Source organism: Pseudomonas sp. DC1.2 (genome assembly GCF_034351645.1).
In the GTDB taxonomy this organism is placed as follows: domain Bacteria; phylum Pseudomonadota; class Gammaproteobacteria; order Pseudomonadales; family Pseudomonadaceae; genus Aquipseudomonas.
The window spans coordinates 4716676-4740990 of record NZ_CP133782.1 but is presented as its reverse complement, the minus strand read 5'-3'; the positions used below and the strand labels follow the sequence as shown (position 1 = coordinate 4740990).

Here is a 24315-nt window from a genome sequence, read left to right as displayed (position 1 = left end):
GGCCGTCCTGTTATGATGAGCGCCCCGTTGAATAGCCTCGGGGCAAAAGACGCCGTATTTAACCACAAGCGCGCAGCCGAAACCAAAGGCTGTGCCGACGCCTAGTCTGAGCATGTCCGATAAAATTGAACTTAGCGCAGAGGTGCCGTCCGAATTGGGCGGCCAACGCCTCGATCAAGTCGCCGCACAATTATTCGCTGAGCACTCGCGCTCGCGCCTTTCCGCCTGGATCAAAGACGGCCGCCTGACTGTGGATGGGGCGGTAATCCGCCCGCGAGACATTGTTCATGGTGGCGCCATTCTTGAGCTTAATGCCGAGCAGGAAGCTCAAGGCGAATGGATCGCTCAAGACATCGAACTGGACATCGTCTACGAAGACGACGACATCCTGGTCATCAACAAGCCTGCGGGCCTGGTGGTACACCCGGCTGCCGGTCATGCTGATGGCACCTTGCTTAACGCCCTGCTGCACCACGTGCCGGACATTATCAATGTGCCTCGCGCTGGCATCGTGCATCGTCTGGACAAGGACACCACCGGTCTGATGGTGGTGGCCAAGACCATTCAGGCGCAGACGCAACTGGTAACACAGTTGCAGAGCCGTAGCGTCAGCCGGATCTACGAGTGCATCGTGATTGGTGTGGTCACCGCCGGCGGCAAGATCAATGCGCCGATCGGTCGTCACGGCCAGCAACGCCAGCGCATGGCGGTGATGGAAGGTGGCAAGCAGGCTGTCAGCCATTACCGCGTGCTCGAGCGTTTCCGCTCCCACACCCACGTTCGGGTGAAATTGGAAACCGGTCGCACGCACCAGATTCGCGTACACATGTCTCACATTAACTTCCCGTTGGTCGGAGATCCCGCCTATGGCGGTCGTTTCCGCATCCCGCCGGCCGCGAGTGTGACCATGGTCGAATCGCTGAAGGCGTTCCCGCGTCAGGCACTGCATGCACGCTTCCTGGAGCTGGATCATCCGACGACCGGTAAACGCATGAGCTGGGAATCGCCGCTGCCGGACGATTTTGTCTGGTTGCTCACGCTGCTCAAGCAAGATCGCGAGGCGTTCATCGGATGAGTGATTGGCTGATTCCTGACTGGCCTGCGCCGGCCGGGGTGAAAGCCTGCGTCACCACCCGTGCGGGCGGCGTCAGTCTGGCGCCGTTCGACAGCCTCAACCTCGGCGATCACGTCGATGACAACCCTCAAGCTGTCGCTGAAAATCGCCGTCGCCTCACCGATCATTTTTCTATTCAACCGGCCTGGTTGCAGCAGGTTCACGGCATCGTCGTGGCGCCTGCTGATCCAGGCCGGGTAGCGACTGCCGATGCCAGTTGGACGGCAACCCCCGGGGTCGCCTGCGCGGCGATGACTGCGGATTGCTTGCCCGCATTGTTTTGCGACCGCGCCGGCACTCGCGTTGCCGCTGCCCATGCCGGTTGGCGCGGGTTGGCGGCGGGTGTGCTGGAAGCGACCCTCGACAGTCTGGCCGTGGCGCCGGAAGAGGTGCTGGTCTGGCTCGGCCCTGCCATCGGCCCGCAAGCCTTTGAAGTCGGTCCGGAAGTGCGCGACGTCTTCCTCCAGCAGTTGCCTGAAGCCGCCAAAGCCTTCGTCCCGAGTCAGAATGCCGGCAAATTCATGGCGGACATCTATGAGCTGGCGCGTTTGCGTCTCGCTGTTCAAGGAGTCACCGCTGTGTATGGTGGCGGTTTATGCACCGTGACCGATCCTCGCTTCTTTTCTTACCGCCGCAGTCCACGTACCGGTCGGTTCGCTTCCCTTGTCTGGTTGTCGCGCTGAGTCCACGAACTCTAGAGTTGTCTGACCTGCATCAACGTCATAACGCTTGAATCTCCCAGAATCGACCACATCTAGTGAGGTATCCGGCAGGCTTCTTCATTCAGGATGGTTTCTTTGGTCCGGCCTGCTCAAAAGGAAGGTGACCCATGCGTATAGACCGTTTAACCAGCAAGCTGCAATTAGCGTTGTCCGATGCCCAATCCCTGGCGGTCGGCCTTGATCATCCAGGTATTGAGCCCGCGCACTTGATGCAAGCGATGCTTGAACAGCAGGGTGGTTCTATCAAGCCGCTGTTGATGCAAGTTGGCTTTGACGTCAACAGCCTGCGTAAAGAACTGACCAAAGAGCTCGACCAGCTACCGAAAATCCAGAATCCCACCGGCGACGTCAACATGTCACAGGATTTGGCGCGCCTGCTCAACCAGGCCGACCGTCTGGCCCAGCAGAAGGGCGATCAGTTCATTTCCAGCGAGCTGGTGCTGCTGGCTGCCATGGACGAAAACAGCAAGCTCGGCAAGTTGCTGCTGGGCCAGGGCGTCAGCAAAAAAGCGCTGGAAAATGCGATCACTAACTTACGCGGCGGCGAAGCGGTAAATGACGCCAATCACGAAGAGTCACGCCAGGCTCTGGATAAGTACACCGTCGACCTGACCAAGCGCGCCGAGGAAGGCAAGCTTGATCCGGTGATTGGTCGTGACGACGAAATTCGCCGGACGATTCAGGTCCTGCAACGGCGCACTAAAAACAACCCGGTGCTGATCGGTGAGCCCGGTGTGGGTAAAACCGCGATTGCTGAAGGCCTGGCCCAGCGCATCATCAACGGCGAAGTGCCTGACGGCCTCAAAGGCAAACGTCTGCTGTCGCTGGACATGGGCGCGCTGATTGCCGGTGCCAAGTACCGTGGCGAGTTTGAAGAACGCCTCAAGTCGTTGCTCAATGAATTGTCGAAGCAAGAAGGGCAGATCATTCTGTTCATCGACGAACTGCACACCATGGTCGGCGCCGGTAAGGGCGAAGGCTCGATGGACGCCGGCAACATGCTCAAGCCAGCACTGGCTCGCGGTGAATTGCACTGCGTGGGCGCGACTACGCTCAACGAGTACCGCCAGTACATCGAGAAGGACGCCGCCCTCGAACGGCGTTTCCAGAAAGTGTTGGTGGAAGAGCCAAGCGAAGAAGACACCATCGCCATCCTGCGTGGTTTGAAAGAACGCTATGAGGTTCACCACAAAGTCGCGATCACCGACGGCGCGATCATCGCGGCGGCCAAGCTTAGCCATCGCTACATCACTGATCGTCAGCTGCCGGACAAGGCCATCGACCTGATCGACGAAGCCGCCAGCCGTATCCGCATGGAGATCGACTCCAAGCCCGAAGTGCTGGACCGTCTGGAACGCCGTCTGATTCAACTGAAGGTTGAGTCTCAGGCACTGAAGAAAGAAAGCGACGAAGCGGCGATGAAACGCCTGGAAAAACTCCAGGAAGAAATCGCTCGCCTCGAACGTGAATACTCGGACCTCGAAGAAATCTGGAACGCGGAAAAAGCCGAAGTCCAGGGTTCGGCGCAAATCCAGCAGAAAATCGAACAGTCTCGTCAGGAACTGGAAGCAGCCCGCCGCAAAGGCGACCTTAATCGCATGGCGGAACTGCAATACGGGGTGATCCCGGACCTGGAACGCAGTCTGCAAATGGTCGATCAGCACGGCAAGAGCGAAAACCAGTTGCTGCGCAGCAAGGTGACTGAAGAAGAGATCGCTGAAGTTGTGTCGAAGTGGACCGGTATTCCCGTGTCGAAAATGCTCGAGGGCGAGCGCGACAAACTGATGAAGATGGAAAGCCTGTTGCACCAGCGCGTGATTGGCCAGGACGAAGCGGTGATCGCGGTTTCCAATGCCGTGCGTCGCTCCCGTGCCGGTTTGTCTGACCCGAATCGCCCGAGTGGCTCGTTCATGTTCCTCGGCCCGACCGGTGTCGGTAAAACCGAGTTGTGCAAGGCGCTGGCCGAATTCCTCTTCGATACCGAAGAGGCGATGGTGCGTATCGATATGTCCGAGTTCATGGAGAAACATTCCGTGGCTCGATTGATCGGCGCGCCGCCGGGCTATGTGGGCTATGAGGAGGGCGGCTACCTGACTGAGGCGGTGCGTCGCAAGCCTTACTCGGTAATCCTTCTGGACGAGGTCGAGAAGGCGCACCCGGATGTGTTCAACATCTTGCTGCAAGTCCTGGAAGATGGCCGTTTGACCGACAGTCATGGTCGCACGGTGGATTTCCGTAATACCGTGATCGTCATGACCTCCAACCTGGGTTCGGTGCAGATCCAGGAGCTGGTGGGTGATCGTGAAGCGCAACGCGCGGCAGTTATGGATGCGCTGACCACGCACTTTCGGCCGGAGTTCATCAACCGGGTCGACGAAGTCGTGATCTTCGAACCGTTGGCGCGGGATCAGATCGCGGGAATCACCGAGATTCAGTTGGGTCGTCTGCGCAGCCGTCTGACCGAACGAGAGCTAAAGTTGGAACTTAGCCCTGAGGCGATGGATAAATTGATCGCTGTGGGTTATGACCCGGTCTATGGCGCACGACCGCTCAAACGAGCGATTCAGCGTTGGATCGAAAACCCGCTGGCGCAGCTGATTCTGTCGGGTCGTTTCATGCCTGGCGATACAGCTGTCGGCACTGTGGAAAACGACGAAATCGTCTTTGCCTGAGGCGTAATGCCAGTGGCAAAAAGAAGGCCTTGCACTGTGTATTTCCCCACGTGGGAATACACAGTTAGGGCTTTTCAGTGTGGACTTACTTCAAAATCCCTCTCTGAGGGTTTTTTTTGACCGGGGAAAAATAAAAGCTGTGCCGTCAATCGGCAGGGGATGCCATGCATTTGATTCAGACGCGCTCGGCAACGCGCTCTGGGTGCTGGCGGCCGCCCCTGCAGGCGCTGCATCTGCAAGCGTGTCTTGGCCTCAGTCTTGATGACTGCTTAACGCACAACATCCAAGGCTGTGAGCGTGTACACGCTACTTGTTTTGTTCGACGTCGACTCCAGAATCAGGGAAACCCCCAAGTCCTCGATAAACGCGTTGGAGGTTTTACTGTTGTCATGTTCGCACTCAAGCGCGATGGCATCGCCGGTCAGCGAGGCGAATACTTGCCGGGCAGGGAAGCGCTGACCCACGGTGCAAGTCGTCGACAGTTTTATGGGTTTGTCGGTTGGCCGGGCAGGCACTTCTTCCATGACCAGGCGAGCGCTCAACGTTTGGCCGGGGCTCCAGCTCGTCGGGGTCTTAACCTCAAGTTCGCGGGTGAGCAACACGCGTCCATCGCCTATGCCGTTCATTTTCGACTTCAACTGAATCAGGCCCGCCTGGGTGAGACGCTCGACGTGGAAGGCTTCGCTGTAGATCTCATTCTTCTTCAGCAAGCCGCCGTCTGCGGTGTACTCAATCGTCACCGGACGATCATTGACCTTATCGCCGGTCTTGGTGGCGTAGGTGTAGCTCAGTGTTTTGAATTTCGGTATGAGCAGAGGCGAGTCGAGGCGCTTGAGCACTTCTTCCGGTACGGCGACCCCGGTAATGCTTGTATCCGGTTGTGGCTGAGGATAATCAGCCGGCGCGATGTCCGGGCGCAGTTGGGCGAGCATCGCACCGTCAACGGCGCCCTGCACGGAACAATTGACCCGTGATTGATTGCCCTGCTTGCCTTCCGCCTCAACGATCAAGACGCGTTCTACACGTTTGCTACCCGGCGCCGTGCCTGGCTGCGGCTGGATGACTCGCCATTGGTCACCGACCTTGATTTCACTGCGCACATAGGACGAGCCTACATTCTGCAATTGCTTGGGCTGCTCCATCAACGGCGCGAGGCGCTTGGCCACTTCGTTTACGCTGCCTTCAACAATGAAGCCCCAGTAATAGTAGTGACCCAGTTGGCCGAGGTCGCTGCTCTCGTCGACATAGGACAACAGTTTCATACCGGCAACGACCGGCGTACCGAGCAGAGGCATCGAATTTTCCGGGCTGCTGCCGCGATTTTTGACGGTTATCCACGCCGCATTTTTTTCCTGCTTAAGCGGCGCAAACGCCCCCCACGCGTCGCGGTGGGTGTTCAGGCTGGCGAAGAAACTGGCATCGCAGCGAGTGAAGGCTTTGAGCGTTTCGGTCAACGCGGCATCGCTGGCTTGGGCGGCGGTGGGCAGGAATAGGGCGCAAGCGAGGAGCAGGGCAGTGGACGGCAACTTCATCGAACAGGATGTCCTTATCAGTGGGCTGCGCGGATTAGCAGCATATGGCCATTATCTGGAAATTGGAGGGTGAGCTCCAGTCGTTCATGGGCAAGTGACCATCGTCCACCGGGCTTTTTTACCTGCTTTACACGCCAAACAGCCGACTGCCTGCCGGGACAACGCTGTTGAAAGGATCGCTTGGAGTGGCCTCATCCTCACTGAGGTCGAGCACCGACTGCGGCTAGATCTCCAGTGCCCGCTCACAAAACTATGTGCCGTTAGGGTATTCAGTCTCAATGCGAAGCCTTTTTTCTCCAGGCTGTTGAACTCAAAGGAAAAGGCTTGTAAAGTGCGCCCCGCAGTAAGTCACCCCGAAGGGTTTCTGCTCCCCAAGCAGGAATCTGAAATAAGTTGCAAATCATTGTCTTGAAAGCAATTTAGGGGGTTGACAGAGGTGCTTAAAATTGTAGAATAGCGCGCCTCAGACACACGAACGCAGCGATGCGAACGCGTTGAAGAGGTGGAAAAGTTTCACTGTTGTAATTGAAATATGCAGTTCCGTGATAGCTCAGTCGGTAGAGCAAATGACTGTTAATCATTGGGTCCCAGGTTCGAGTCCTGGTCACGGAGCCAATTTCAAGCCGGGGTATAGCGCAGTCCGGTAGCGCGCCTGCTTTGGGAGCAGGATGTCAGGAGTTCGAATCCCCTTACCCCGACCATTTTTGGGTCGTTAGCTCAGTTGGTAGAGCAGTTGGCTTTTAACCAATTGGTCGTAGGTTCGAATCCCACACGACCCACCATTTTTGAAACCAGTTAACGCTGGAATCAGATCTTAAGATCAGACGCCAAAAGCGCTGATCGAAGAAGGTGACTTGTAAAGGTCATCTTTTTACCGGGGTATAGCGCAGTCTGGTAGCGCGCCTGCTTTGGGAGCAGGATGTCAGGAGTTCGAATCCCCTTACCCCGACCATATTAAAAATCCTCGTATCGAAAGATACGGGGATTTTTTTTGGTCTGGCGAAAAGAACACTTCAGTCGTCATACAACCGGCCGATAACGAGCTAGCGAGGCACAGACAGCGCCTCTTTCTCCAGCCAATAACAAAGAAAAGGCGCTCGTTATGTTTCTTCGTCAGCTGAATATTGCCCCGCGTGCTGCGCTTGGGTTTGCCCTGATCGCTGTGCTGGTTGCCTTGCTCGGGGTTTTTGCCCTGAGGCAGATGTCGAGCATCCGTGATAACGAGGTGGCGGTAGAGACCCAATGGCTGCCGAGTATTCGTGGCGGTGACGAAATCCGCGAAATTATGCTGCGCATTCGTACCATTTCCTTACGGATGGCCCTGGATCAGGACCCAAAGAACATCGCGCAGTACCGCACTCAGATGGACACGCGGGACAAGGAACTGAGCGATAAAATCACCGCTTACGACAAATTGGTCACCACCGCCGAAGGTAAAGCGCTGTATGACCAGTTTAAAACCACCTTCAATGCTTATCGTGCTGGCATCGCCCAGTCGTTCGCCTTGGCCGAGCAAGGGCGGCGTGACGAGCTGACCAAATTGTTATTGCTGGATATGAAAACCGTCGTCGATGGTTCTGGTAAACAACTCAACGACCTGGCTGAGTTGTTCGCCAAACAGGTGGCGACGGAAAGCCAGACCTCCCTGGCGCACTACGAAACGTCGCGAATGATTGTCAGCCTGTTCATTGCGTTGGCGGCACTGGCGACGGTTGCGTTGGCGATGCTGCTGACTCGCAGTATCGTGCGCCCGTTGAATGAAGCCCTGCAGGCCGCAGAAAGCGTGGCACAGGGCGATCTAACCAAGCCTATCGAAACCCACGGTAACGATGAAGTGAGCCGTTTGCTCAAGGCCTTGGCGACCATGCAGCAAAACCTGCGTGAAACCCTGCAAGGCATCAGTGGTTCGGCGACTCAACTGACCAAGGCGGCAGATGAGCTGAACGCTGTGACCCTCGACAGTACTCAAGGCTTGCAGCAGCAAAATAACGAAATCGAACAGGCCGCCACGGCGGTCAACGAAATGACCGCTGCCGTGGAAGAGGTCGCCCGCAATGCGGTGTCCACCTCCGATGCCACTCGCCAGTCCAGCGAGTCAGCGCAATTGGGGCAGCAGCGGGTCAGCGAAACTGCGAGCGCCATCAGTGCCTTGGCCAATGACGTGCAGCACACTGGCGAGTTGGTGCAGTCCCTGGCCAATCAGTCTCAAGACATCGGCAAGGTGTTGGATGTGATTCGAGCCATCGCCGAGCAAACCAACTTGCTGGCGCTTAATGCGGCGATAGAAGCGGCGCGTGCCGGAGAGAGTGGGCGAGGTTTCGCGGTGGTGGCCGATGAAGTGCGCGCACTGGCGCATCGCACGCAGCAGTCGACCCAGGAAATCGAACAGATGGTGCTTGGCATGCGTAATGGTTCGAGCCTGGCGTTGGACTCCATGCAGGCGAGCGCTTCGCGGACGGCCAGCACCTTGGTACTGGCCGAGCGAGCAGGCGAGGCGCTCCAGACCATCACCGCCTCGGTGCATGAGATTCATGAACGTAATCTGGTGATCGCCAGTGCTGCCGAAGAACAAGCTCAAGTGGCGCGGGAAGTCGATCGCAATCTGGTGAACATTCGAGACCTGTCGGTACGTTCCGCCGCGGGCGCTGACCAGACCAACGCCTCCAGCCATCAGTTGTCGACACTGGCCAACGCACTGCAAAGCATGGTGCAACGCTTTCGGGTGTAAATCCTTCAGGCGAAAAAAAGCCCCGCTCATTTAGAGCGGGGCGGGTTACGTTCAGCCAGCGTCTGCGGGTAGTTGGGTATCAGTGCAGCTTGAGCCGCGGCTCAGTCCCGCGCCCGATCTTGCTGCCCAGCATCAGCATCGCCGTGCGGAATACGCCGTAAAGCGCCACCTGGTGCATGCGATACAGCGACACGTAAAACATCCGCGCCAACCAGCCTTCGAGCATCACACTGCCGGTCAGGTTGCCCATCAAGTTACCCACAGCCGAAAAACGCGACAGCGAAATCAGCGAGCCGTAATCCGTGTACTTGTACGAAGGCAGAGGCTTGCCTTCTATTCGCAGCTTCAGGGATTTGGCCAGCAACGATGCTTGTTGATGCGCCGCCTGGGCGCGTGGCGGCACGTTGCGATCAGTCCCCGGTTGCGGGCAGGCTGCGCAGTCACCGAAGGCGAAGATATTCTCGTCACGGGTGGTCTGCAGGGTCGGGAGCACGTTCAGTTGATTGATGCGATTGGTTTCCAGGCCATCGATGTCCTTGAGGAAACCCGGTGCGCGAATCCCTGCCGCCCAGACTTTCAGGCTGGCATTGATCACTTTGCCGTCGGCGGTGATCAGGCTGTCGGCCGTGACTTCGCTGACCGCTGCATTGGTCATCACGTTGACCCCGAGTTTTTCCAGGGTTTTATGCACAGGCCCGCCGATCCGTTCTGGCAGCGCAGGCAATACGCGTGGCCCGGCTTCGATGAGGGTGATGTGCATGTTTTCCGGCTTGATCCGGTCCAGCCCATAAGCCGCCAGCTCATGCGCGGCGTTGTGCAACTCGGCTGCCAACTCGACACCAGTGGCGCCTGCACCGACGATGGCCACGCTGATCTGCTCGACGGTGTCGGTTTGCCCGGCGTGAGCGCGCAGGTAGTGATTGAGCAGTTGCTGGTGGAAGCGTTCGGCCTGCTTGCGGGTGTCGAGGAACAGGCAATGTTGCGCTGCGCCTTGAGTGCCAAAATCGTTGGTGGTGCTGCCGACGGCTATGACCAGTGAGTCGTAACCCAGCTCACGGGCCGGAAGCAATTCCACGCCCGCGTCGTCGTAGGTGGCGGCGAGCTGGATTTTTTTCTGCTCGCGATCGAGCCCGCTCATGCGCCCCAGCTGGAACTCGAAATGGTTCCATTTGGCTTGGGCCACGTAATTGAGTTCGTCTTCGGAGGAGTTCAGGGATCCGGCGGCCACTTCGTGTAACAGCGGTTTCCAGATGTGAGTCAGGTTTGCGTCGACCAGCATCACACTGGCGGTGCCACGCTTGCCCAGAGTCTTACCCAGACGGGTAGCCAACTCCAGGCCGCCGGCGCCGCCGCCAACGATGACAATACGATGAGTCATAGGGATATCTCGCAAGGCTAAAAGAAATCGGTGCGGTTACCCGAGCGAGCGCAAGGCAGCTCATAGCGTCAGGTAACTGATAAATCGGCTCAACAGGCCTAAACCAATGGTCACTGCCAACACCACTACGAGGAGCATCCACGGCCGGAAAGGCCGGCGCTCGACTCGGTGCTGGGACAGGTGCAGGTACTCTTCGACATGCTTCTGATCATCGGGGTTCAGGCGGCTGGTCATAAAGGCCTCGTCAGGTAGACGTTGCTGAATGTGTAGAAGCTACAGCGAGTTTTATCTCGTATTGAATGGAGCATAGCCGCTGTCGGGAACAGGCTCGACGCTAACCGTGTCGTCCAGGCGAATGATTCCACTTTTTAACACTCGGGCGGTGATTCCGCCATGGCCGCGAACCGCTTGAAAGGTGCCCGGCCCCAGGTTGTTTTGCAGGCGTGCGCAAGGCTGGCACCAACCGGTGGTTTCGAAAATGGCCTGGCCGATTCGAAAGCGCCGGCCCTTCAGACTGAACAGGTTGATGCCACTGATGACCAGGTTTCGTCGCAAGTCATGGGGCAAGACCGGCTGATCTTGCGCACGGCCCATCAGTGAATTGATCACCGCCAGGTGTTCCCACTGGATCAACGTCACCTGCCGTGCATTTCTCACCCCGGGACGGGCGTGGTCGCCGGTCAAGCCCGTCTCAAGTCGCGCCTCGACGGCGTCTAGTTCAACCATCGGCGAGCGTGATTGCGGGCGCACGCCAATCCAGCGAACGACACCTGTCTGCGGCACTTCGCCGATCAATGCCTGTAACGGGCTCACAGGCTGATCCCGACGTCGAAAACGATGCTGCGTCCCAAGTTATTGCGCAGGAAATCCGGGGCTCCCGGCTGAGCGAACAGCACACGGGCGAAGGTCGGGCCCACCAGCGACAACGAACGCCAGCCTTGGCGCAGGTATTCGGTGGGGGGCGGGAAATGGCTGTTGAGGTCCAGCACTTCACGTTTGAGACTGGCGAAGGCAATGATATCCAACTCCCCCAAGTCCATGCCGCGTTCTTTGTAGTTATGAGCTTTCTTGCGCAAAGTCGGGGCCAGTCTCAGTAGGAATTCGTTGGCGGGTATGCGTTTTGGCTTGGCCTCGCGGCGCACCAGTTGGCTCAGGGAAAACGCACTGCGACGTCGCTGCAATTCGTCGCGCCATTCGTCGTTGAGGCGCCGGCCTTCGTCGAGGACGAAGAACACCTCGAAACTGGCGTCACGAAATAGCACGTCCGGCGGCTCCCCGGCGGGGGCGAACTCGTCGGCGCGATAGGCAATGTTCAGGCCTTGCAGCAGGCGCTGGCAGACCCAACGCTCACGCTCCCATTTGCGGGCATTGGACAGGAACGCGTTGGCTTGCTCGGCCGCGATGGTCAGCAGGCGTAAATAATCTGAGTCATCCATAGGCCCAAGCTTAGCGTTCAATTGCGACAAGCTGAAAGCTTTGCGTGAGCTGGAGCAACTTTGGCTCCGGTGTAGACTGCTGGGCATTGCGCTTAAACCTGGCTAGGAGCGTGTAGTGGAACTCAAGAGGATGTGGTCATGATCGCCGCCGGACTGCTGTCACCGCAGAGTCTGACGGTCGGTTGGCTGATTGATCTGCCGGTGCTGATCTGGGCGATCTGGCGGGCGCCCTGGGTTGAGTTGTTCAGCGACACTCGCCGTCAGCATTTGCTGTTTGGCACCGTGTTCGCGTTGTTCATCCTGTGGTTGGTGCGGCGGGATTTCGATACGGGCGTGTCCTACCACTTCATCGGCATGACCGCGGTGACACTGCTGCTGGACTGGCCGCTGGCAATTATCGGTGGGTTGATTGCGCAACTCGGGCTGGTACTGCTCGGGCGTCAGGACCTGATGGCTGTCGGGGTTAATGGCACGCTGCTGATTTTGCTGCCGGTACTCGTCACCGAGTGCTGTGCGATCCTCGTAGAGCGCGCACAGCCGCGTAATCCGTTTGTGTATATCTTTTGCTCCGGCTTTTTTGCCGCGGCGCTGTCGGCGCTGTTGTGTCTTTTGGTGGGGCTAGCCCTGCTGTGGTTCGACGGACGTTTCGCGATGCCAGAGTGGTTGGAGGATTTTGTCGGTTATCTGTGGCTGATTGTTTTTCCCGAGGCGTTTATCAACGGTATCGTGATCAGTGCATTGGTGGTGTTCTGCCCTGAGTGGCTGGAGACTTTCAACCGCACGCGTTACCTTTCGGCGCCCTGGAAAGACCAGGACCCCAAGTCTTGATCCACATCAAATCCTGAAATCGCTGCTCATCTCATGCTCGGCAAAACCTTCAGGAGCATCGTTATGAGTGTTTACGAGTGGGCAAGGCAGGAGTTGCGTCACAGTCTGGACGCGGCGCAGGAAGTGGGGTTCGATCCGGGGTTGAGCTTGCGCGCCTTGCTCAGTGCGGTGGTGCAGCAGAGCAAGGCGGTGCGCAGTGTCGAGGATCTGGCGGATGAGTTGCAATTTCTCGCCGAAAACCTCGATGAAGGACAGGACTATGGCTTTATGCGGCCCTGATGCCAGCGATCAGTGACGGGGAGCGAAGTCTTCGGAAAACAGCTCGTCCTCGGCATCCGGGCTGACCGGGATTTTGTGTTCTTCCGACGCCCAGGCACCCAGGTCGATCAGCTTGCAGCGATCAGAGCAAAACGGCCGGAACGTGCTGGCGGCGCTCCACTCGACTGGGGCGCCACAGGTTGGGCAATCGACGACAGGGGGTTGGCTCATGATTGGCCTCCACGCAAAGTAAGGTAAAAGTGATGCAGGCGTTCGACCTCGCGGTGCAGCCAGGCGAGGTCGCGGTCATTGACCACCACGTCGTCGGCATGGCTCACGCGATCCTGCCGGCCGGACTGGGCCTTGAGGATCGCCTGGACCTGTTGCTCGCTGGTCTGGTCACGCTGCAGGGTGCGTTCGATCTGTAGTTGTTCGGGGGCGTCGATCACCAACACCCGTTGGGTCATTGCGTTCTGCCCAGACTCGATCAGCAGCGGCGAAACCAGGATCGCGTAGGGTGATTGTGCCTTGGCCAGATGATCGACGATTTCTTCGGTGATCAGCGGGTGCAGCAGCGCCTCAAGCCAGTGCCGTTGTTCGGGTATTTCGAAGATCAGTTTGCGCAACGCTGCGCGATCCAATTGGCCATTGGCCTGAAGGACGCCAGGGCCGAAGTGCTCGGCTATCTTCGCCAGCGCCGGACGACCGGGCTCCACCACCCAGCGCGCCGCATGATCGGCATCTACCACATGGACGCCCAGGTCGATGAAGTGCTGGGCGGCTGCACTTTTGCCGCTGCCGATGCCGCCGGTGAGGCCGAGAATCCAGGGTTTTTCCACAGGGGTATTCATTTCAAACCGACAAACTGCCAATAGAAGTCGGTTATTTGACCACCCCAGAGCAACGCAATCCAGCCGGCAATCGCCAGATAAGGCCCGAAGGGAATCGGCGTCGAGGTTTTGGTGTCGCGCAGGCGCAGTAACATCACGCCGATGATGGCCCCCACCAGGGATGACAGCAGGATCGTCAGTGGCAGAATCTGCCAGCCGCCCCATGCCCCGAGCATTGCCAATAATTTGAAATCGCCGTAGCCGATGCCGTCCTTGCCGGTGAGTAGCTTGAACAGCCAGAACACCGACCACAACGCCAGGTAACCGGCCACGGCGCCCCAAAGCGCCTCGTGCAAGGGCACGAACAGGCCGAAGCTGTTGACGATCAGGCCCAGCCACAACAATGGCAGTACCAGCACATCCGGCAGCACTTGATGCTCGGCATCGATCAGGCTCATGGTCAACAAGCCCCAACTCAGGACCAGCATCATGGCGGCCTGCCAGCCGAAACCGAAATGCCAGGCGATGAACGCCGAAATCAGGCCGCACGCCAGTTCTGTGAGCGGGTAGCGTTTGCTGATCGGCGCCGCGCAGTTGGAACAGCGACCGCGCAAAAACACATAACTGAATAGCGGAATATTTTCCCAGGCGCGAATCCTGTGGGCGCAGTGCGGACAGTGGGAGTGCGGCAGCAGCAGGTTGTACGTTGGCAGGGGTGTCTCGCCGGGCAGCCCCAGCACATCATTGGCCTGGGCTCGCCATTCGCGTTCAAGCATTTTGGGCAGGCGCCAGACCACCACGTTGAGGAAGCTGCCGACGACCAGGCCAAGCAGCAGCGCGGTGATGACAAAGGCCAACGGGTAGAAGGTCAGATAGTCGTTCAAAGGCATGTCAGATCGCAGAGCCAAGTTGGAAGATAGGCAGGTACATGGCAACCACCAGGCCGCCGACAATAACACCCAGTACCACCATGATGAACGGCTCCATCAGGCTGGTCAGGTTGTCGACCATGTTGTCCACTTCGTCCTCATAGAAACTGGCGACCTTATCGAGCATGTCGTCCAGGGCGCCGGACTCCTCGCCAATCGCAGTCATCTGGATCGCCATGTTCGGAAAGACCCCGGAGGTGCGCATAGAGAAGTTCAGTTGCATGCCGGTCGAGACGTCCTGTTTGATGCGCAGCACTGCACGCTTGAACACGATGTTGCCCGTTGCGCCGGCCACCGACTCCAAGGCTTCTACCAGCGGGACACCGGCCGCAAATGTCGTCGATAACGTGCGTGCGTAACGCGCCACGGCAGACTTGTACATCAACGTGCCGACCAAGGGCAGTTTCAACAGCCAGGTGTCCGTCCAGTCGCGAAAAGCCTGCGACTTTTTGAACGCACGGCGTACCCCGAAAATCGCCGCGATCAGAGCGCCGAGCATCAGCCACCACCATTGCTGCATGAACTCCGAGATACCGATGACCATCACCGTGAACGCGGGCAGTGAGGCGCCAAATCCGGCGAACACCGACTGGAACTGTGGCACCACTTTGATCAACAGAATGCCCGTCACGATGAGCGCGACGAACACCACTGCCAATGGGTAGGTCATGGCTTTCTTGACCTTGGCCTTCAGGCGTTCGCTTTTTTCCTTATAGGTAGCTACCCGTTCCAGCAGCGTATCCAACGCGCCAGCCTGCTCCCCGGCGTCCACCAGGTTGCAGTACAACTCGTCGAAATACTGCGGCTTCTTGCGCAGGGCCGTAGCGAAGCTGTTCCCTGCGGCGACTTCTTGTTTCACCTCGTCCACCAGTTTGCGCATGGCCGGGTTATCGAAGCCTTCGCCGATGATTTCGAACGACTGCAATAACGGCACGCCGGCTTTCATCATGGTCGCCATTTGCCGGGTGAACAGGGCGATCTCCTGGGCTTTGATGCGTTTGCCCAGGCTGAAAATCGACATGGATTTTTTGCGCACCTTGCCTGGGTTAATGCCTTGCTTGCGCAGTTGCGCCTTGATCAGCGCAGGGCTCAGACCGCTCAATTCGCCGGTCACCTTCACGCCTTTTTTGTCCGTGCCTTCCCACGCGTACACGCTGATTTTTGCTGCCTTGGCGGCCATGTTCAGTCCTTGGTGACCCGGTTGATTTCTTCCAGGCTGGTGATGCCTTGCATGGCCTTGAGCAAGCCCGAGGTTCGCAGATCGTTAAAGCCGTCCTTGCGCATCTGGATATCGATTTCCAGCGAATTGCCCTCAGCCATGATCAGCCGTTGCAAATCGGGTGTGTTTTTCACCACCTCATAAATCCCGGTTCGCCCTTTATAACCGCCGTTGCACTGGTCGCAACCGACCGGCTCATAGATCGTAAACGAGCCGATGCGGTCCTCGGGGAAGCCTTCCTTGAGCAGCGTTGCCCGAGGAATCTCGATTGGCCTCTTGCAATGGCTGCACAGCTTTCGCGCCAAGCGCTGGGCGATGATCAGGCTGATGGAGGTCGCGATATTGAAACCCTGGATGCCCATGTTTTGCAGGCGGGTCAAGGTTTGTGCGGCGCTGTTAGTGTGCAGGGTGGACAGCACCAAATGCCCGGTCTGGGCGGCCTTGATGGCGATTTCCGCCGTTTCGAGGTCGCGGATCTCACCGACCATGATCACGTCCGGGTCCTGACGCAGAAACGAGCGCAGGGCTTGGGCGAAATCGAGTCCTTGCTTCGGATTGACGTTGACCTGGTTGATGCCTTCCATGTTGATCTCCACCGGGTCTTCGGCAGTAGAGATGTTGATGTCCACGGTGTTGAGAATATTCAGCCCGGTATACAGCGATACGGTTTTACCCGAGCCCGTGGGGCCGGTTACCAGGATCATTCCCTGTGGCTGCTTGAGGGCGGCCATGAACAGTTCTTTCTGGTCAGGCTCATAGCCAAGGGCGTCAATGCCCATCTGGGCGCTCGACGGATCGAGGATCCGGATCACCACTTTTTCGCCCCATAGCGTCGGCAGGGTGTTAACCCGGAAGTCGATGGACTTGGTCTTGGACAAGCGCATTTTGATTCGTCCGTCCTGAGGGCGTCGGCGTTCAGATATGTCGAGGCTGGCCATGACTTTCAGCCTGGCAGCGATGCGGCCGGCCAGTTGAATCGGCGGCTTGGCCACTTCGCGCAAAATACCGTCGGTACGCATGCGCACCCGGTAGGTCTTTTCGTAGGGCTCGAAGTGCAGGTCGGAAGAGCCGCTTTTGATGGCGTCGAGCAGCATTTTGTGGACGAAACGCACGACGGGTGCGTCATCGGAATCCTGACCCGCGCCCGCGTCCTGCTGTTTGTCGTCGACTGACTCGATGTCCAGACCTTCCAGCTCAAGGTCAACCATCTCTTCCAGACCGGTCGCGTGGTTGTCGAAGAACTTTTCGATGGCATCGCTGAGTTTGTCGTCCTCCACCAAGATCGCTTCGGTGGTCAGCCCGGTGCTGAACTGGATGTCATTGATAGCCTGTTGGTTGGAGGGGTCGCAAATGCCAACGAACAGTTTGTTACCGCGTCGCCAGAGGGGCAGTGCATGGTGCTGGCGTATCAGCTTTTCACTGACCAGTCCTCTGGGCTGGGCTTCCTTGTCCAGGCAATTCAGATCCAGGAAGGCCATGCCGAAATGTTCCGAGGCGATCTCCGCCACTTGCCGGCTTTTTACCAGTTTGTTTTGTACCAGGTAGCTGACCAGGGAGATGCGACTGCGTTGGGCTTGCTGATAAGCCTGCTGAGCGCTTTTCTCGGTGAGCAGTTCGGCCAGGACCAATTGCTTGGCCAGACCACTTAGGGCGATGTCATTCATGGGGATACCGGACGCAAACAATGCATGACTTATAGCCTAGTCAAAGGACGGAGCCAAACCAGCTGTGCTCAAGTGACAAAAAATGTCAGATAGTGCGTTTTCCGGGGGTGGCAAAAGGCTCTATCTGAAGCGAGTGCCCCGCCAGCAGGGCCGGAGCAACTTGGCATGGGCTGTGCTGTGGGATATTCAGAGCATGAGATTTCCACTCATGCATGGAGACTGTCTATGAACAATCAAAAAGGTTTTACCCTGATCGAGTTGTTGATCGTGATCGCGATCATCGGGATTCTGGCGACGTTTGCGTTGCCGGCATACAGCAAATACCAGGCGAAGGCCAAGGTGACTGCCGGGATCGCGGAAACGTCGGCGCTTAAAGTACCTTTCGAAGACCTTATGAACTCAGGTACTACGGACCCGACAGTGGCCCTCATTTCGCCTGCCGGTGCTACAACTCAGAACTGCACACTGGGTGTTACCGGGACTGCCGCCGCAGGCACCGGGACCATTACCTGTAAGCTGATCAACGCCCCTTCGGCAGTAGTGGGTCAAGTTGTCACTCTGACTCGTACTCAGACGGGCACCTGGAGTTGTGCCACTACCGCTTCGAAAGACTACACAAGCTTGAACTGCCCAGGCACATGATTTTCCTCTAGCGCGATCAATACCCTGCCCTCATCGGCGGGGTATTTTTTTTATCTGTTGATCGGCGAATCCGTCAGGAAGAGCGCAATGCGTTCAATTTTTTTGCGTCGACCTAGTGAACGGTTAAATGCTCGATAGTTCATGGCCTTAGGCCTGCGGAAAAACTGGCAAGTTGCATGCAGAGAATATCGCCGTCATGCAATTTGCATGATTTTGAGATTTTGCTGTTTTTTTAACTTGTTGATTTATAAGGTTTTATTTCATATTTGAAAGTTGGCACAACGTTCGCACTATACCCAGTAACCCTGCTGACAAGACATGCAGCAGACTTTCTAGAAAAACAGGAGTTACTCGTATGAAGAAGTTCGCTATCGCTGCCGCTACTGCAACCGCGCTGACCCTGACCATGGCCAACGCTGCGTTTGCACAGACCACTACCACCCAAGCCCCGATGACGCTGGCGGCCGGTGAAATGACCAAGGCAAAAGAAACCACTTCTGATACCTGGATCACTACCAAAGTCAAAAGCGACCTGGTCACCGAAAAAGGCATTCCAGGCACCGACATCAAAGTAGAAACCAACAAAGGCGTTGTATCGCTGTCGTCGACTGTTGCAATCACCGAAGCTCAGAAGACCACCGCTGTGGCGATCACCAAGAAAATCAAAGGCGTTAAAGCGGTTTCCGCTGACGGCCTGAAAGCCGAGTAAGGCAAGGCTTCTCGCCTGGACTGGGAGAAGGAGCAGCGGGCGGGCCGAGTTATACGTCTGCTGCCTCTTTAGAGTTCATGCGAACGGCCACAAGGAAGTGGCCATTACAGGCCCCGGCACTCGTGCCGGGGCCTGTTCTATTTGGGGCGCGGTCAATCAACAGTGGAAACGAGCTTGCTCACCAAGAGCGTTGAATGTTTATGGTTTGCTGGATCTAGCTTCCGCGTTTGCTGGTGATTTGTACCAGTCGATTGCCTTCGAACCGCAGGTACTGATACATCCCGCTATTGGGGCCGTAGGTCCATTCCTCAACCTGGAACTCTTCCCGGCGGTTGGCGCTGCGTTTGTAGCCCAACAGGTCGCGGCTGACCGGGTCTCCGCACTTCTGCAACACTTCGCCAGACCTGTCGCCGACACTGATCAGTTGACTGCCGCAACGCAGCGTATCGGCGGCTGAAGCGTGAGTGGCCGCCAGGGCAAGGCCCAAGCCGAGTAGCCAGCGCCTGCCCATTATTCAGCGTCCAGATGCATGGGGGTTACCACTCGACCGTCACTTTGCGCTTCACCGAGGTTGGCATCGATGAAGTAAACGCGGTCATCCGCCAGTTGCCCCTTGTCCACCAAGAAGTCCTTGATGCTGCTGGCGCGGTCCTGACCCAGTTGGCGCAACAGCACGTCACTGGCGCTCCAGAAGTTGATCACCCCTTCGCGCATTTTTGCCGTGCGTTGGTCCTTGCTCAAATCCTTCCATTCGGCGGGCGGCTGAGTCTTCAGGCGTGTGCGGTAAATCCCTTCCAGCAGCGGGCCTTTCTCGTTGTCCGGCACTTGCAGTAAGGACGCCTGCGCTGGGACTTTGTCGCCGCGACGCTGGAGCATTTTGTAGTAGTTGTACTGGTATTCGCGTTCCAGGCGTTGCTGGGCAATCAATGGGCCGTCACTGCTTTGCGCGGCGGTGCCTTCGATTTCCAGGCGCAGGGCCGGCCGTTCCTGGAGCGCGCCGGCCAGTTTGACCAGCGCCGCTTCGGCGTCTGTGCTCAGATCACTGGAGCCAGGGGCGAACGAGACGCTGCCCAGGTCCTGCGAACTCCCGCCACTGATCAATCCGCCAATGAGTTTAAACGGCGCGGCGGCGGCTTTGACGATCAGGTTACGCAAGGTTTGCCAGACAATTGGCATGACGCTGAATTGCGGGTTGTTCAGGTCGCCGGTCACTGGCAGTTCGATGGAAATCTTGCCATCGACGTCTTTGAGCAAGGCAATCGCCAGTTTCAGCGGCAGGCTGACGGCGTCCGGGCTGTCGACTTTCTCACCCAGTTGCAGTTGTTCGATCACCACTTTGTTTTCCGCCTTGAGTTGGCCCTTGGTGATCAGGTAATGCACATCAAGGTTGAGCCGGCCTTTGCGGATGCGGTAACCGGCGAACTTGCCGGAGTAAGGGGTCAGGGTTGTCAGTTCCACCCGTTTGAAACTGGTGGAAATGTCGAGACTGGCCATGGGGTCGAAGGGGTTGACCGCGCCCTTGATGGTCACCGGTGCATAGCGATCAACCTTGCCGTTAATGTCAACGCTGGCCGGCTTCGCCTGTCGGCTGTCGATGGTGCCGATTTGCCCGTTGAGCTGTTGAACGGCGGTGGCGAAGTTGGGCGTCAGGCTAAAGTCGGCAAAGTTTGCCGAGCCGTCATTGATGGCAATGCCACCGATGTGAATACCCAGCGTTTTGTCTTTACTCGCCGCAGGTTTGGCGGCGGGTTTGGCGCCGGAACCCGCCGGTTGCGGGATCAACAGGTCATCGATGTTGGTGGTGCGGTCATCGTTGATCATGAAGCGTGCATAAGGTTGAAACAGGCTGACCTTGTCGATCGACAAGCTGTCGCCGTGTTGATAATTCAGGCCTTCGAGCACCAACTGTTGCCACTTGAGGAAGTCGCGGGTTTTGAGGGTGTCGAGCGTATGCAGTTGATCGACTTGAGCGCGCCCCGTGACGTTGAAGGCCAGTGGTTCAGTGCTCTTGAGGTTGACCGCCAGATCGCTGCCGAGCATGCCGCTGCGCAGTTCCAGACGAATGAACGGGCTGATATAGGATTGGGCGACGCGCAGGTCGATGTCCTTGGTCTGCACCTTCAACCTGGCGCTGATCGGCGCCAGGTTGACCTGGCCGTCCATCATGATCTTGCCTTGCTTGCCCAGGCCCGTGTCGAGCTTGACGGTGAAAGGCGAGCCGTTGAGGCTGTCGAAGTTTTGCAGGTCCAGGTTCAGTGGGCCGAGTTCCAGGGCGACGGCGGGTTGCGCCTGACGGTCCGCCAGATGGACTTGGTAATCGCGCAGTTGCACGTCCTTGATCAGGACTTGCCAGGGTTTGCTGGGGGCGGCAGGCGCAGGTTTCGGTGAGTCAGCTGCCGCTGGCGTACTGGCCGGCTCGGCTTTTGCCGCCGGCTTGGCGGGTTGGCTGGCGAACAGTTTCTGCCAGTCGAGTTGCCCATCGGCTTCGCGGGCGGCCCAGGTTTCCAGTTTTTGACTGCGAATTTTGCCGACTACCACCTGCTGGTTGGCCAGGTCCACGGTGGTTTCGCTGATGTCCAGGCGTGCAAGCTTTGCCAGCGGCCGACCGTCCGGGGCATTGACGGCGAACGGTGCGACGCTGACCGCGACATTGCTCAGTAGCAATTGAGTGTCTTTGGCCAGGTTGAGCTTGTAATCGGTGCTGAGGTTCAGTACGCCGTTTTCCAGCACCAGTGGCAGCGCATCACGCACGTAGGGCCACCAGACTTTCATCTGACCGTTGGTGACTTTCAACTTACCTTCGGAGGCTATCGGGATCAGGCTGAAGTTGCCGGTCCAGTCGATCTGCCCACCTTCCGGGCCGGCAGCGACCAGGGTCATGTCGGCGTTGTCGTCGGGCAGGGTGCTGAGGTTCTTTAGCTCGAAATCGAGTTTGTCGTAGAGGAATTCGATGGGTTCGTTGGGCCGTGCGTCCTGGAAATGCACATAGCCGCCGGCCAGTTTGATCCGGTCTACACGCAGCGGAAACGGTTTTGCGTTTGGCTCGGCAGGCGTTGGCTCGCTCTGCGGCAACTTGAACAGCCCGAGCAGGTTGAGTGTGCCGTCTTTGCCGAAGAGGATTTCAGTCTTGGGTTTATCCAGCTCGATATCGGTCAGGTGCAGCGCCTTGGTCCACAGGCTGTCGATCTGCAGGTTGGCGTACAAGCGTTCGAAGCCCACTTGTTCCTTGCCCGGCTCGCCGATGGTCAGGCCCCAAAGGGTCACCTCCAGGCTGAACGGGTTGAGTTCGATCCGCTGAATATGGGCGGGCATCGTCGCGTAGCTGGCCAGTTGCTGGTTGGCAACCCGCAGCGCGATGCCCGGCAAAATCAGAAACCCCAGCAGGCTGTAGAGGGCCAGCGCTGTCAACAAAGCGCCAATAGCGCGAATCAATCCTTTGGGCATGTGTGGCTTCATCTGTCTAAATCGGAGTGCGTTGGAGTATGGCACGCGTTTCCGGTTCCGAAGTAGTCAGCGCGGGCTGGGATTTTTCAGATTCTTCTGTAGGAATTTTTACTTCCGAATTCAGAGCTGAAGGATCAGGGTTTTCAGGGGCGGCTGCTGATCCATCGATGGGAAGTCTCGACCCGGGGTCATCACTGTCCATTCACGCACCGGGCGCCCGGTCTTTTCGGCACAACGCAGCACCTGTTCGCGCCAGTCGTCCATGCTGACTTTTGCCAGGTTGTTGCAGCAGATCAGCACACCATTCTCGGCGGTGGCCAGCAGTGCCGGTTTCAGCAGGCTCTGGTAGTCTCGCAGCAGGTCGACGGTGCCAAACGCGCTCTTGGCCCAGGCTGGCGGGTCCAGCAGCACCACGTCGTACTGACGCGGTTCCAGGCGCTGATAGCTGGGCAGCTTTTGCCCGCGACGCTGACTGATCGGCAGGCCGGCCAGTTGGCGAATGGCCGGGAAATAATCAGACTGAATAAATTCCATGGTCGGCAACTGCGCGTTGAGCAGGCCATTCTCGCGACCTACGGCGAGGTTGCCTTCGGCGAAGTCGAGGTTACAGACCTCGCTGGCGCCCCCTGCCGCCGCGCTCAGGCCGACACCACAGGTGTAGGCGAACAGGTTCAGCACGCTCTTGTTTTTGCTGTGATCCTTGACCCAGCCCCGGGTGTTGCGCAGGTCGAGGAACAGCAGCGGGTCTTGCCCCGCGTGACGTCCGCGTACCCGGTAGTTCAGGCCCCATTCGTGGCCGATCAGGTCTTGCAGCGCGGCGTCGTCGGCGGGGTAGACGGTGTCTTCGCGATCAATCCGCGAGTTACCCCGTGAGCGGTCGTTGTAGACCAGTAGGGTTTCGAGCCCCAGGTGTTGGTTGATGCTCTGGTGCAGTTGCAGCAGGGCGTCGCGTTCCAGCGACTGGTGAAAACTTTGCACCAGCAGTTGCGGGCCATAGCGGTCGATGGTCAGGCCACTGGCGCCCTCCTGGCTGCCGTGAAACAAACGATAACAATCGGTGCCTTGCTGATGCAGTTCGGCAAGCAGGTCCTGGCGATGATCGAGGGCGGCGCGCAGCGCCTGATTCAAGGAAGACATGCTGGGCGCCTTGCAGGAGGGAATTTGGCGCGAGAGTTTAACAGCTTGGCGCGGGACCGAGGTGCTCCCTTCGCGCGCAGACTCGCTTCCACGCGGCTTGATGAGCGACATACATCGACGGTGAGGACTAGGCTGCTCGCGAAGCGTTTAAGTTTTCAGCAGGGCAATCCCATCCGTCGTTTGGCCCGCTGCACCGAACCGTTACGCACGGCCCAGCGCAGCATCGGCGCGCTGCGGTTGACGCTGGCGCGGATCAGCGTGCGTTGCAGCGGACTTTGACTGACGCCGAGCAGATCTGCGGCCCAATGCGGCAGCAAGTCGATGCCGGCCCGCATCATCAAACTGCCAAATGGTTTGGCGAGGCGGCTGGGGGAGGGAGCGTTCAATAGCAGTCGCAACACTTCGCGACTGCGTTCGTCGCACAACAGTTGTGGGCGAATGCGTTCAAGGTAGCCGGCAACTTCCTCGCGTGAGCGCGGAACGTTCCGAGCGCCCAGCCGCTCGGCGACCTGCGCTATTTCCCGGTAGTAGCGATCCTGGTCTGCCAGCGACAGCTGCGGATTGCGGTAGCGCAAATGCGCGGCGAGGAAGTTGCTGACCTCTGCCACATGCACCCAGGTCAGCAGTTCCGGGTCGCTGGCGGCATAGGGCCTACCGTCCGGCGCAGTGCCGACCACTTGCAGGTGAATGGTGCGCACTTTCTCGATCAGCCAGTCGGCGTCTTTGGTCGAACCAAAGGTGGTGCCAGAAATGAACTGCCCGGTGCGGCGCAATCGACCGAGCATGTCTTCACGGAAATTCGAGTGATCCCAGACTCCTGCCAGGGCCAAGGGGTGCAGGGCTTGCAGCATCAAGGCGCTGATACCACCGATCAGCATGCTGGTGAAATCCCCATGGACTTGCCAGCTCACGGAGTCAGGCCCGAATAGCCCGGGGTCGCCCTTGGGGTTTTCCAGGTCCAGGGTGCCGAGGGACAGGCCCGTCAGGCTCATGACTTGGGTTTCGATGCGGGTACGGATAAATTCCATGGCGACTCAGTGGCGAAAGGGCTGCGCGGCAATCAAGCGCCGCGC

Annotated in this window: 22 protein-coding genes and 4 tRNA genes; 12 read left to right on the top strand and 14 right to left on the bottom strand. The window is 58.1% G+C overall.

Going from position 1 to position 24315, the window contains the following annotated elements:
* The first annotated feature begins 112 nt into the window (after nucleotides 1-112).
* The 3 genes from rluD (at nucleotide 113) to clpB (ending at nucleotide 4508) form a co-directional block, all read left to right on the top strand.
* Entirely contained in the window at nucleotides 113-1075 is a 963-nt protein-coding gene (rluD, locus tag RHM68_RS21450; protein WP_322218942.1) for a 23S rRNA pseudouridine(1911/1915/1917) synthase RluD, read from the top strand.
* A complete protein-coding gene (gene pgeF / locus RHM68_RS21445; protein WP_322218940.1) occupies nucleotides 1072-1797 on the top strand; it encodes a peptidoglycan editing factor PgeF in 726 nt (241 codons plus the stop codon). The genes rluD and pgeF overlap by 4 nt, the downstream gene beginning before the upstream one ends.
* A 146-nt stretch (nucleotides 1798-1943) precedes the next feature.
* Nucleotides 1944-4508 (top strand): ATP-dependent chaperone ClpB, encoded by a 2565-nt coding sequence (gene clpB, locus RHM68_RS21440; protein WP_322218938.1) that lies wholly within the window; start codon nucleotides 1944-1946, stop codon nucleotides 4506-4508.
* 269 nt (nucleotides 4509-4777) lie between these two features.
* Here the strand turns inward: clpB and RHM68_RS21435 are convergent, their stop codons facing one another.
* Nucleotides 4778-6040, bottom strand: coding sequence for a hypothetical protein (locus tag RHM68_RS21435; protein ID WP_322218936.1), 1263 nt, complete (start codon nucleotides 6038-6040; stop codon nucleotides 4778-4780).
* A 539-nt stretch (nucleotides 6041-6579) separates the two neighbouring features.
* Between RHM68_RS21435 and RHM68_RS21430 the strand changes: the two genes are divergently transcribed.
* From RHM68_RS21430 to RHM68_RS21410, 5 genes are all read left to right on the top strand, one after another.
* Nucleotides 6580-6655 (top strand) — tRNA-Asn (locus RHM68_RS21430).
* Nucleotides 6656-6664: 9 nt separating this feature from the next.
* Nucleotides 6665-6741, top strand: a tRNA-Pro gene (locus RHM68_RS21425).
* Nucleotides 6742-6746: 5 nt separating this feature from the next.
* Nucleotides 6747-6822 (top strand) — tRNA-Lys (locus RHM68_RS21420).
* Nucleotides 6823-6915: 93 nt separating this feature from the next.
* Nucleotides 6916-6992: transfer RNA gene (locus RHM68_RS21415), tRNA-Pro, on the top strand.
* A 150-nt stretch (nucleotides 6993-7142) separates the two neighbouring features.
* On the top strand, nucleotides 7143-8768 hold the full coding sequence (locus RHM68_RS21410) for a methyl-accepting chemotaxis protein (RefSeq protein ID WP_322218934.1): 1626 nt from the start codon (nucleotides 7143-7145) through the stop codon (nucleotides 8766-8768).
* A 79-nt stretch (nucleotides 8769-8847) separates the two neighbouring features.
* Here the strand turns inward: RHM68_RS21410 and RHM68_RS21405 are convergent, their stop codons facing one another.
* Genes RHM68_RS21405 through RHM68_RS21390 form a run of 4 tightly spaced genes read right to left on the bottom strand, consistent with a single transcriptional unit; the run spans nucleotide 8848 to nucleotide 11582 of the window.
* Complete coding sequence (locus RHM68_RS21405; protein ID WP_322218932.1) at nucleotides 8848-10146, bottom strand: NAD(P)/FAD-dependent oxidoreductase; 1299 nt, start codon at nucleotides 10144-10146, stop codon at nucleotides 8848-8850.
* Between the two features lie 60 nt (nucleotides 10147-10206).
* Nucleotides 10207-10380, bottom strand: a complete 174-nt coding sequence (locus tag RHM68_RS21400; RefSeq protein WP_008028730.1) for a DUF3094 domain-containing protein — start codon at nucleotides 10378-10380, stop codon at nucleotides 10207-10209.
* A 51-nt stretch (nucleotides 10381-10431) separates the two neighbouring features.
* Nucleotides 10432-10959, bottom strand: coding sequence for an MOSC domain-containing protein (locus RHM68_RS21395; RefSeq protein ID WP_322218928.1), 528 nt, complete (start codon nucleotides 10957-10959; stop codon nucleotides 10432-10434).
* Entirely contained in the window at nucleotides 10956-11582 is a 627-nt protein-coding gene (locus RHM68_RS21390) for a DUF1780 domain-containing protein (RefSeq protein WP_322218926.1), read from the bottom strand. Before RHM68_RS21390 ends, RHM68_RS21395 begins: the two co-directional genes overlap by 4 nt.
* Nucleotides 11583-11720: 138 nt before the next feature.
* Here RHM68_RS21390 and RHM68_RS21385 point away from each other — a divergent pair, with 138 nt between their 5' ends.
* Together RHM68_RS21385 and RHM68_RS21380 are read left to right on the top strand one after the other, a co-directional pair.
* On the top strand, nucleotides 11721-12410 hold the full coding sequence (locus RHM68_RS21385; protein WP_322218924.1) for an energy-coupling factor ABC transporter permease: 690 nt from the start codon (nucleotides 11721-11723) through the stop codon (nucleotides 12408-12410).
* A gap of 63 nt (nucleotides 12411-12473) precedes the next feature.
* Nucleotides 12474-12689 (top strand): hypothetical protein, encoded by a 216-nt coding sequence (locus RHM68_RS21380; protein ID WP_201198044.1) that lies wholly within the window; start codon nucleotides 12474-12476, stop codon nucleotides 12687-12689.
* A 9-nt stretch (nucleotides 12690-12698) separates the two neighbouring features.
* Here RHM68_RS21380 and yacG read toward each other — a convergent pair whose 3' ends face one another.
* From yacG to pilB, 5 genes are read right to left on the bottom strand one after another with little or no spacing between them, the layout of a single operon-like run.
* Nucleotides 12699-12899, bottom strand: a complete 201-nt coding sequence (gene yacG, locus RHM68_RS21375) for a DNA gyrase inhibitor YacG (RefSeq protein ID WP_322218922.1) — start codon at nucleotides 12897-12899, stop codon at nucleotides 12699-12701.
* Complete coding sequence (gene coaE / locus RHM68_RS21370) at nucleotides 12896-13519, bottom strand: dephospho-CoA kinase (protein ID WP_322218919.1); 624 nt, start codon at nucleotides 13517-13519, stop codon at nucleotides 12896-12898. The genes yacG and coaE overlap by 4 nt, the downstream gene beginning before the upstream one ends.
* On the bottom strand, nucleotides 13516-14388 hold the full coding sequence (locus RHM68_RS21365) for an A24 family peptidase (RefSeq protein ID WP_322218916.1): 873 nt from the start codon (nucleotides 14386-14388) through the stop codon (nucleotides 13516-13518). Before RHM68_RS21365 ends, coaE begins: the two co-directional genes overlap by 4 nt.
* A 1-nt stretch (nucleotide 14389) precedes the next feature.
* On the bottom strand, nucleotides 14390-15607 hold the full coding sequence (locus RHM68_RS21360; protein WP_322218914.1) for a type II secretion system F family protein: 1218 nt from the start codon (nucleotides 15605-15607) through the stop codon (nucleotides 14390-14392).
* A gap of 2 nt (nucleotides 15608-15609) precedes the next feature.
* On the bottom strand, nucleotides 15610-17310 hold the full coding sequence (pilB, locus tag RHM68_RS21355) for a type IV-A pilus assembly ATPase PilB (protein ID WP_322218912.1): 1701 nt from the start codon (nucleotides 17308-17310) through the stop codon (nucleotides 15610-15612).
* A 225-nt stretch (nucleotides 17311-17535) separates the two neighbouring features.
* Here pilB and RHM68_RS21350 point away from each other — a divergent pair, with 225 nt between their 5' ends.
* Nucleotides 17536-17952 carry a pilin gene (locus RHM68_RS21350; protein WP_322218909.1) on the top strand — a complete coding sequence of 139 codons (417 nt, stop codon included), beginning with the start codon at nucleotides 17536-17538 and terminating at the stop codon, nucleotides 17950-17952.
* A 355-nt stretch (nucleotides 17953-18307) separates the two neighbouring features.
* Nucleotides 18308-18661 (top strand): BON domain-containing protein, encoded by a 354-nt coding sequence (locus RHM68_RS21345; protein ID WP_322218905.1) that lies wholly within the window; start codon nucleotides 18308-18310, stop codon nucleotides 18659-18661.
* Nucleotides 18662-18875: 214 nt separating this feature from the next.
* Here RHM68_RS21345 and RHM68_RS21340 read toward each other — a convergent pair whose 3' ends face one another.
* From RHM68_RS21340 to RHM68_RS21325, 4 genes are all read right to left on the bottom strand, one after another.
* Nucleotides 18876-19172 carry a DUF2845 domain-containing protein gene (locus RHM68_RS21340; protein WP_322218902.1) on the bottom strand — a complete coding sequence of 99 codons (297 nt, stop codon included), beginning with the start codon at nucleotides 19170-19172 and terminating at the stop codon, nucleotides 18876-18878.
* Nucleotides 19172-22105 (bottom strand): DUF748 domain-containing protein, encoded by a 2934-nt coding sequence (locus tag RHM68_RS21335; protein ID WP_322218897.1) that lies wholly within the window; start codon nucleotides 22103-22105, stop codon nucleotides 19172-19174. Before RHM68_RS21335 ends, RHM68_RS21340 begins: the two co-directional genes overlap by 1 nt.
* Before the next feature lie 120 nt (nucleotides 22106-22225).
* Nucleotides 22226-23242: a class I SAM-dependent rRNA methyltransferase gene (locus tag RHM68_RS21330; protein WP_322218894.1), complete on the bottom strand. Its 1017-nt coding sequence runs from the start codon at nucleotides 23240-23242 to the stop codon at nucleotides 22226-22228.
* A gap of 155 nt (nucleotides 23243-23397) precedes the next feature.
* Nucleotides 23398-24270, bottom strand: coding sequence for an oxygenase MpaB family protein (locus RHM68_RS21325; RefSeq protein ID WP_322218891.1), 873 nt, complete (start codon nucleotides 24268-24270; stop codon nucleotides 23398-23400).
* Nucleotides 24271-24315: the final 45 nt, after the last annotated feature.

Coding starts and splice junctions, on each gene's coding strand:
- RHM68_RS21340 (WP_322218902.1), bottom strand. CDS start 19,172: ATGGGCAGGCGCTGGCTACTCGGCTTGGGCCTTGCCCTGGCGGCCACT.
- yacG (WP_322218922.1), bottom strand. CDS start 12,899: ATGAGCCAACCCCCTGTCGTCGATTGCCCAACCTGTGGCGCCCCAGTC.
- RHM68_RS21330 (WP_322218894.1), bottom strand. CDS start 23,242: ATGTCTTCCTTGAATCAGGCGCTGCGCGCCGCCCTCGATCATCGCCAG.
- coaE (WP_322218919.1), bottom strand. CDS start 13,519: ATGAATACCCCTGTGGAAAAACCCTGGATTCTCGGCCTCACCGGCGGC.
- RHM68_RS21325 (WP_322218891.1), bottom strand. CDS start 24,270: ATGGAATTTATCCGTACCCGCATCGAAACCCAAGTCATGAGCCTGACG.
- RHM68_RS21365 (WP_322218916.1), bottom strand. CDS start 14,388: ATGCCTTTGAACGACTATCTGACCTTCTACCCGTTGGCCTTTGTCATC.
- RHM68_RS21385 (WP_322218924.1), top strand. CDS start 11,721: ATGATCGCCGCCGGACTGCTGTCACCGCAGAGTCTGACGGTCGGTTGG.
- clpB (WP_322218938.1), top strand. CDS start 1,944: ATGCGTATAGACCGTTTAACCAGCAAGCTGCAATTAGCGTTGTCCGAT.
- RHM68_RS21335 (WP_322218897.1), bottom strand. CDS start 22,105: ATGCCCAAAGGATTGATTCGCGCTATTGGCGCTTTGTTGACAGCGCTG.
- RHM68_RS21380 (WP_201198044.1), top strand. CDS start 12,474: ATGAGTGTTTACGAGTGGGCAAGGCAGGAGTTGCGTCACAGTCTGGAC.
- RHM68_RS21345 (WP_322218905.1), top strand. CDS start 18,308: ATGAAGAAGTTCGCTATCGCTGCCGCTACTGCAACCGCGCTGACCCTG.
- pilB (WP_322218912.1), bottom strand. CDS start 17,310: ATGAATGACATCGCCCTAAGTGGTCTGGCCAAGCAATTGGTCCTGGCC.
- RHM68_RS21360 (WP_322218914.1), bottom strand. CDS start 15,607: ATGGCCGCCAAGGCAGCAAAAATCAGCGTGTACGCGTGGGAAGGCACG.
- RHM68_RS21400 (WP_008028730.1), bottom strand. CDS start 10,380: ATGACCAGCCGCCTGAACCCCGATGATCAGAAGCATGTCGAAGAGTAC.
- RHM68_RS21410 (WP_322218934.1), top strand. CDS start 7,143: ATGTTTCTTCGTCAGCTGAATATTGCCCCGCGTGCTGCGCTTGGGTTT.
- RHM68_RS21350 (WP_322218909.1), top strand. CDS start 17,536: ATGAACAATCAAAAAGGTTTTACCCTGATCGAGTTGTTGATCGTGATC.
- RHM68_RS21405 (WP_322218932.1), bottom strand. CDS start 10,146: ATGACTCATCGTATTGTCATCGTTGGCGGCGGCGCCGGCGGCCTGGAG.
- RHM68_RS21390 (WP_322218926.1), bottom strand. CDS start 11,582: ATGGATGACTCAGATTATTTACGCCTGCTGACCATCGCGGCCGAGCAA.
- pgeF (WP_322218940.1), top strand. CDS start 1,072: ATGAGTGATTGGCTGATTCCTGACTGGCCTGCGCCGGCCGGGGTGAAA.
- rluD (WP_322218942.1), top strand. CDS start 113: ATGTCCGATAAAATTGAACTTAGCGCAGAGGTGCCGTCCGAATTGGGC.
- RHM68_RS21435 (WP_322218936.1), bottom strand. CDS start 6,040: ATGAAGTTGCCGTCCACTGCCCTGCTCCTCGCTTGCGCCCTATTCCTG.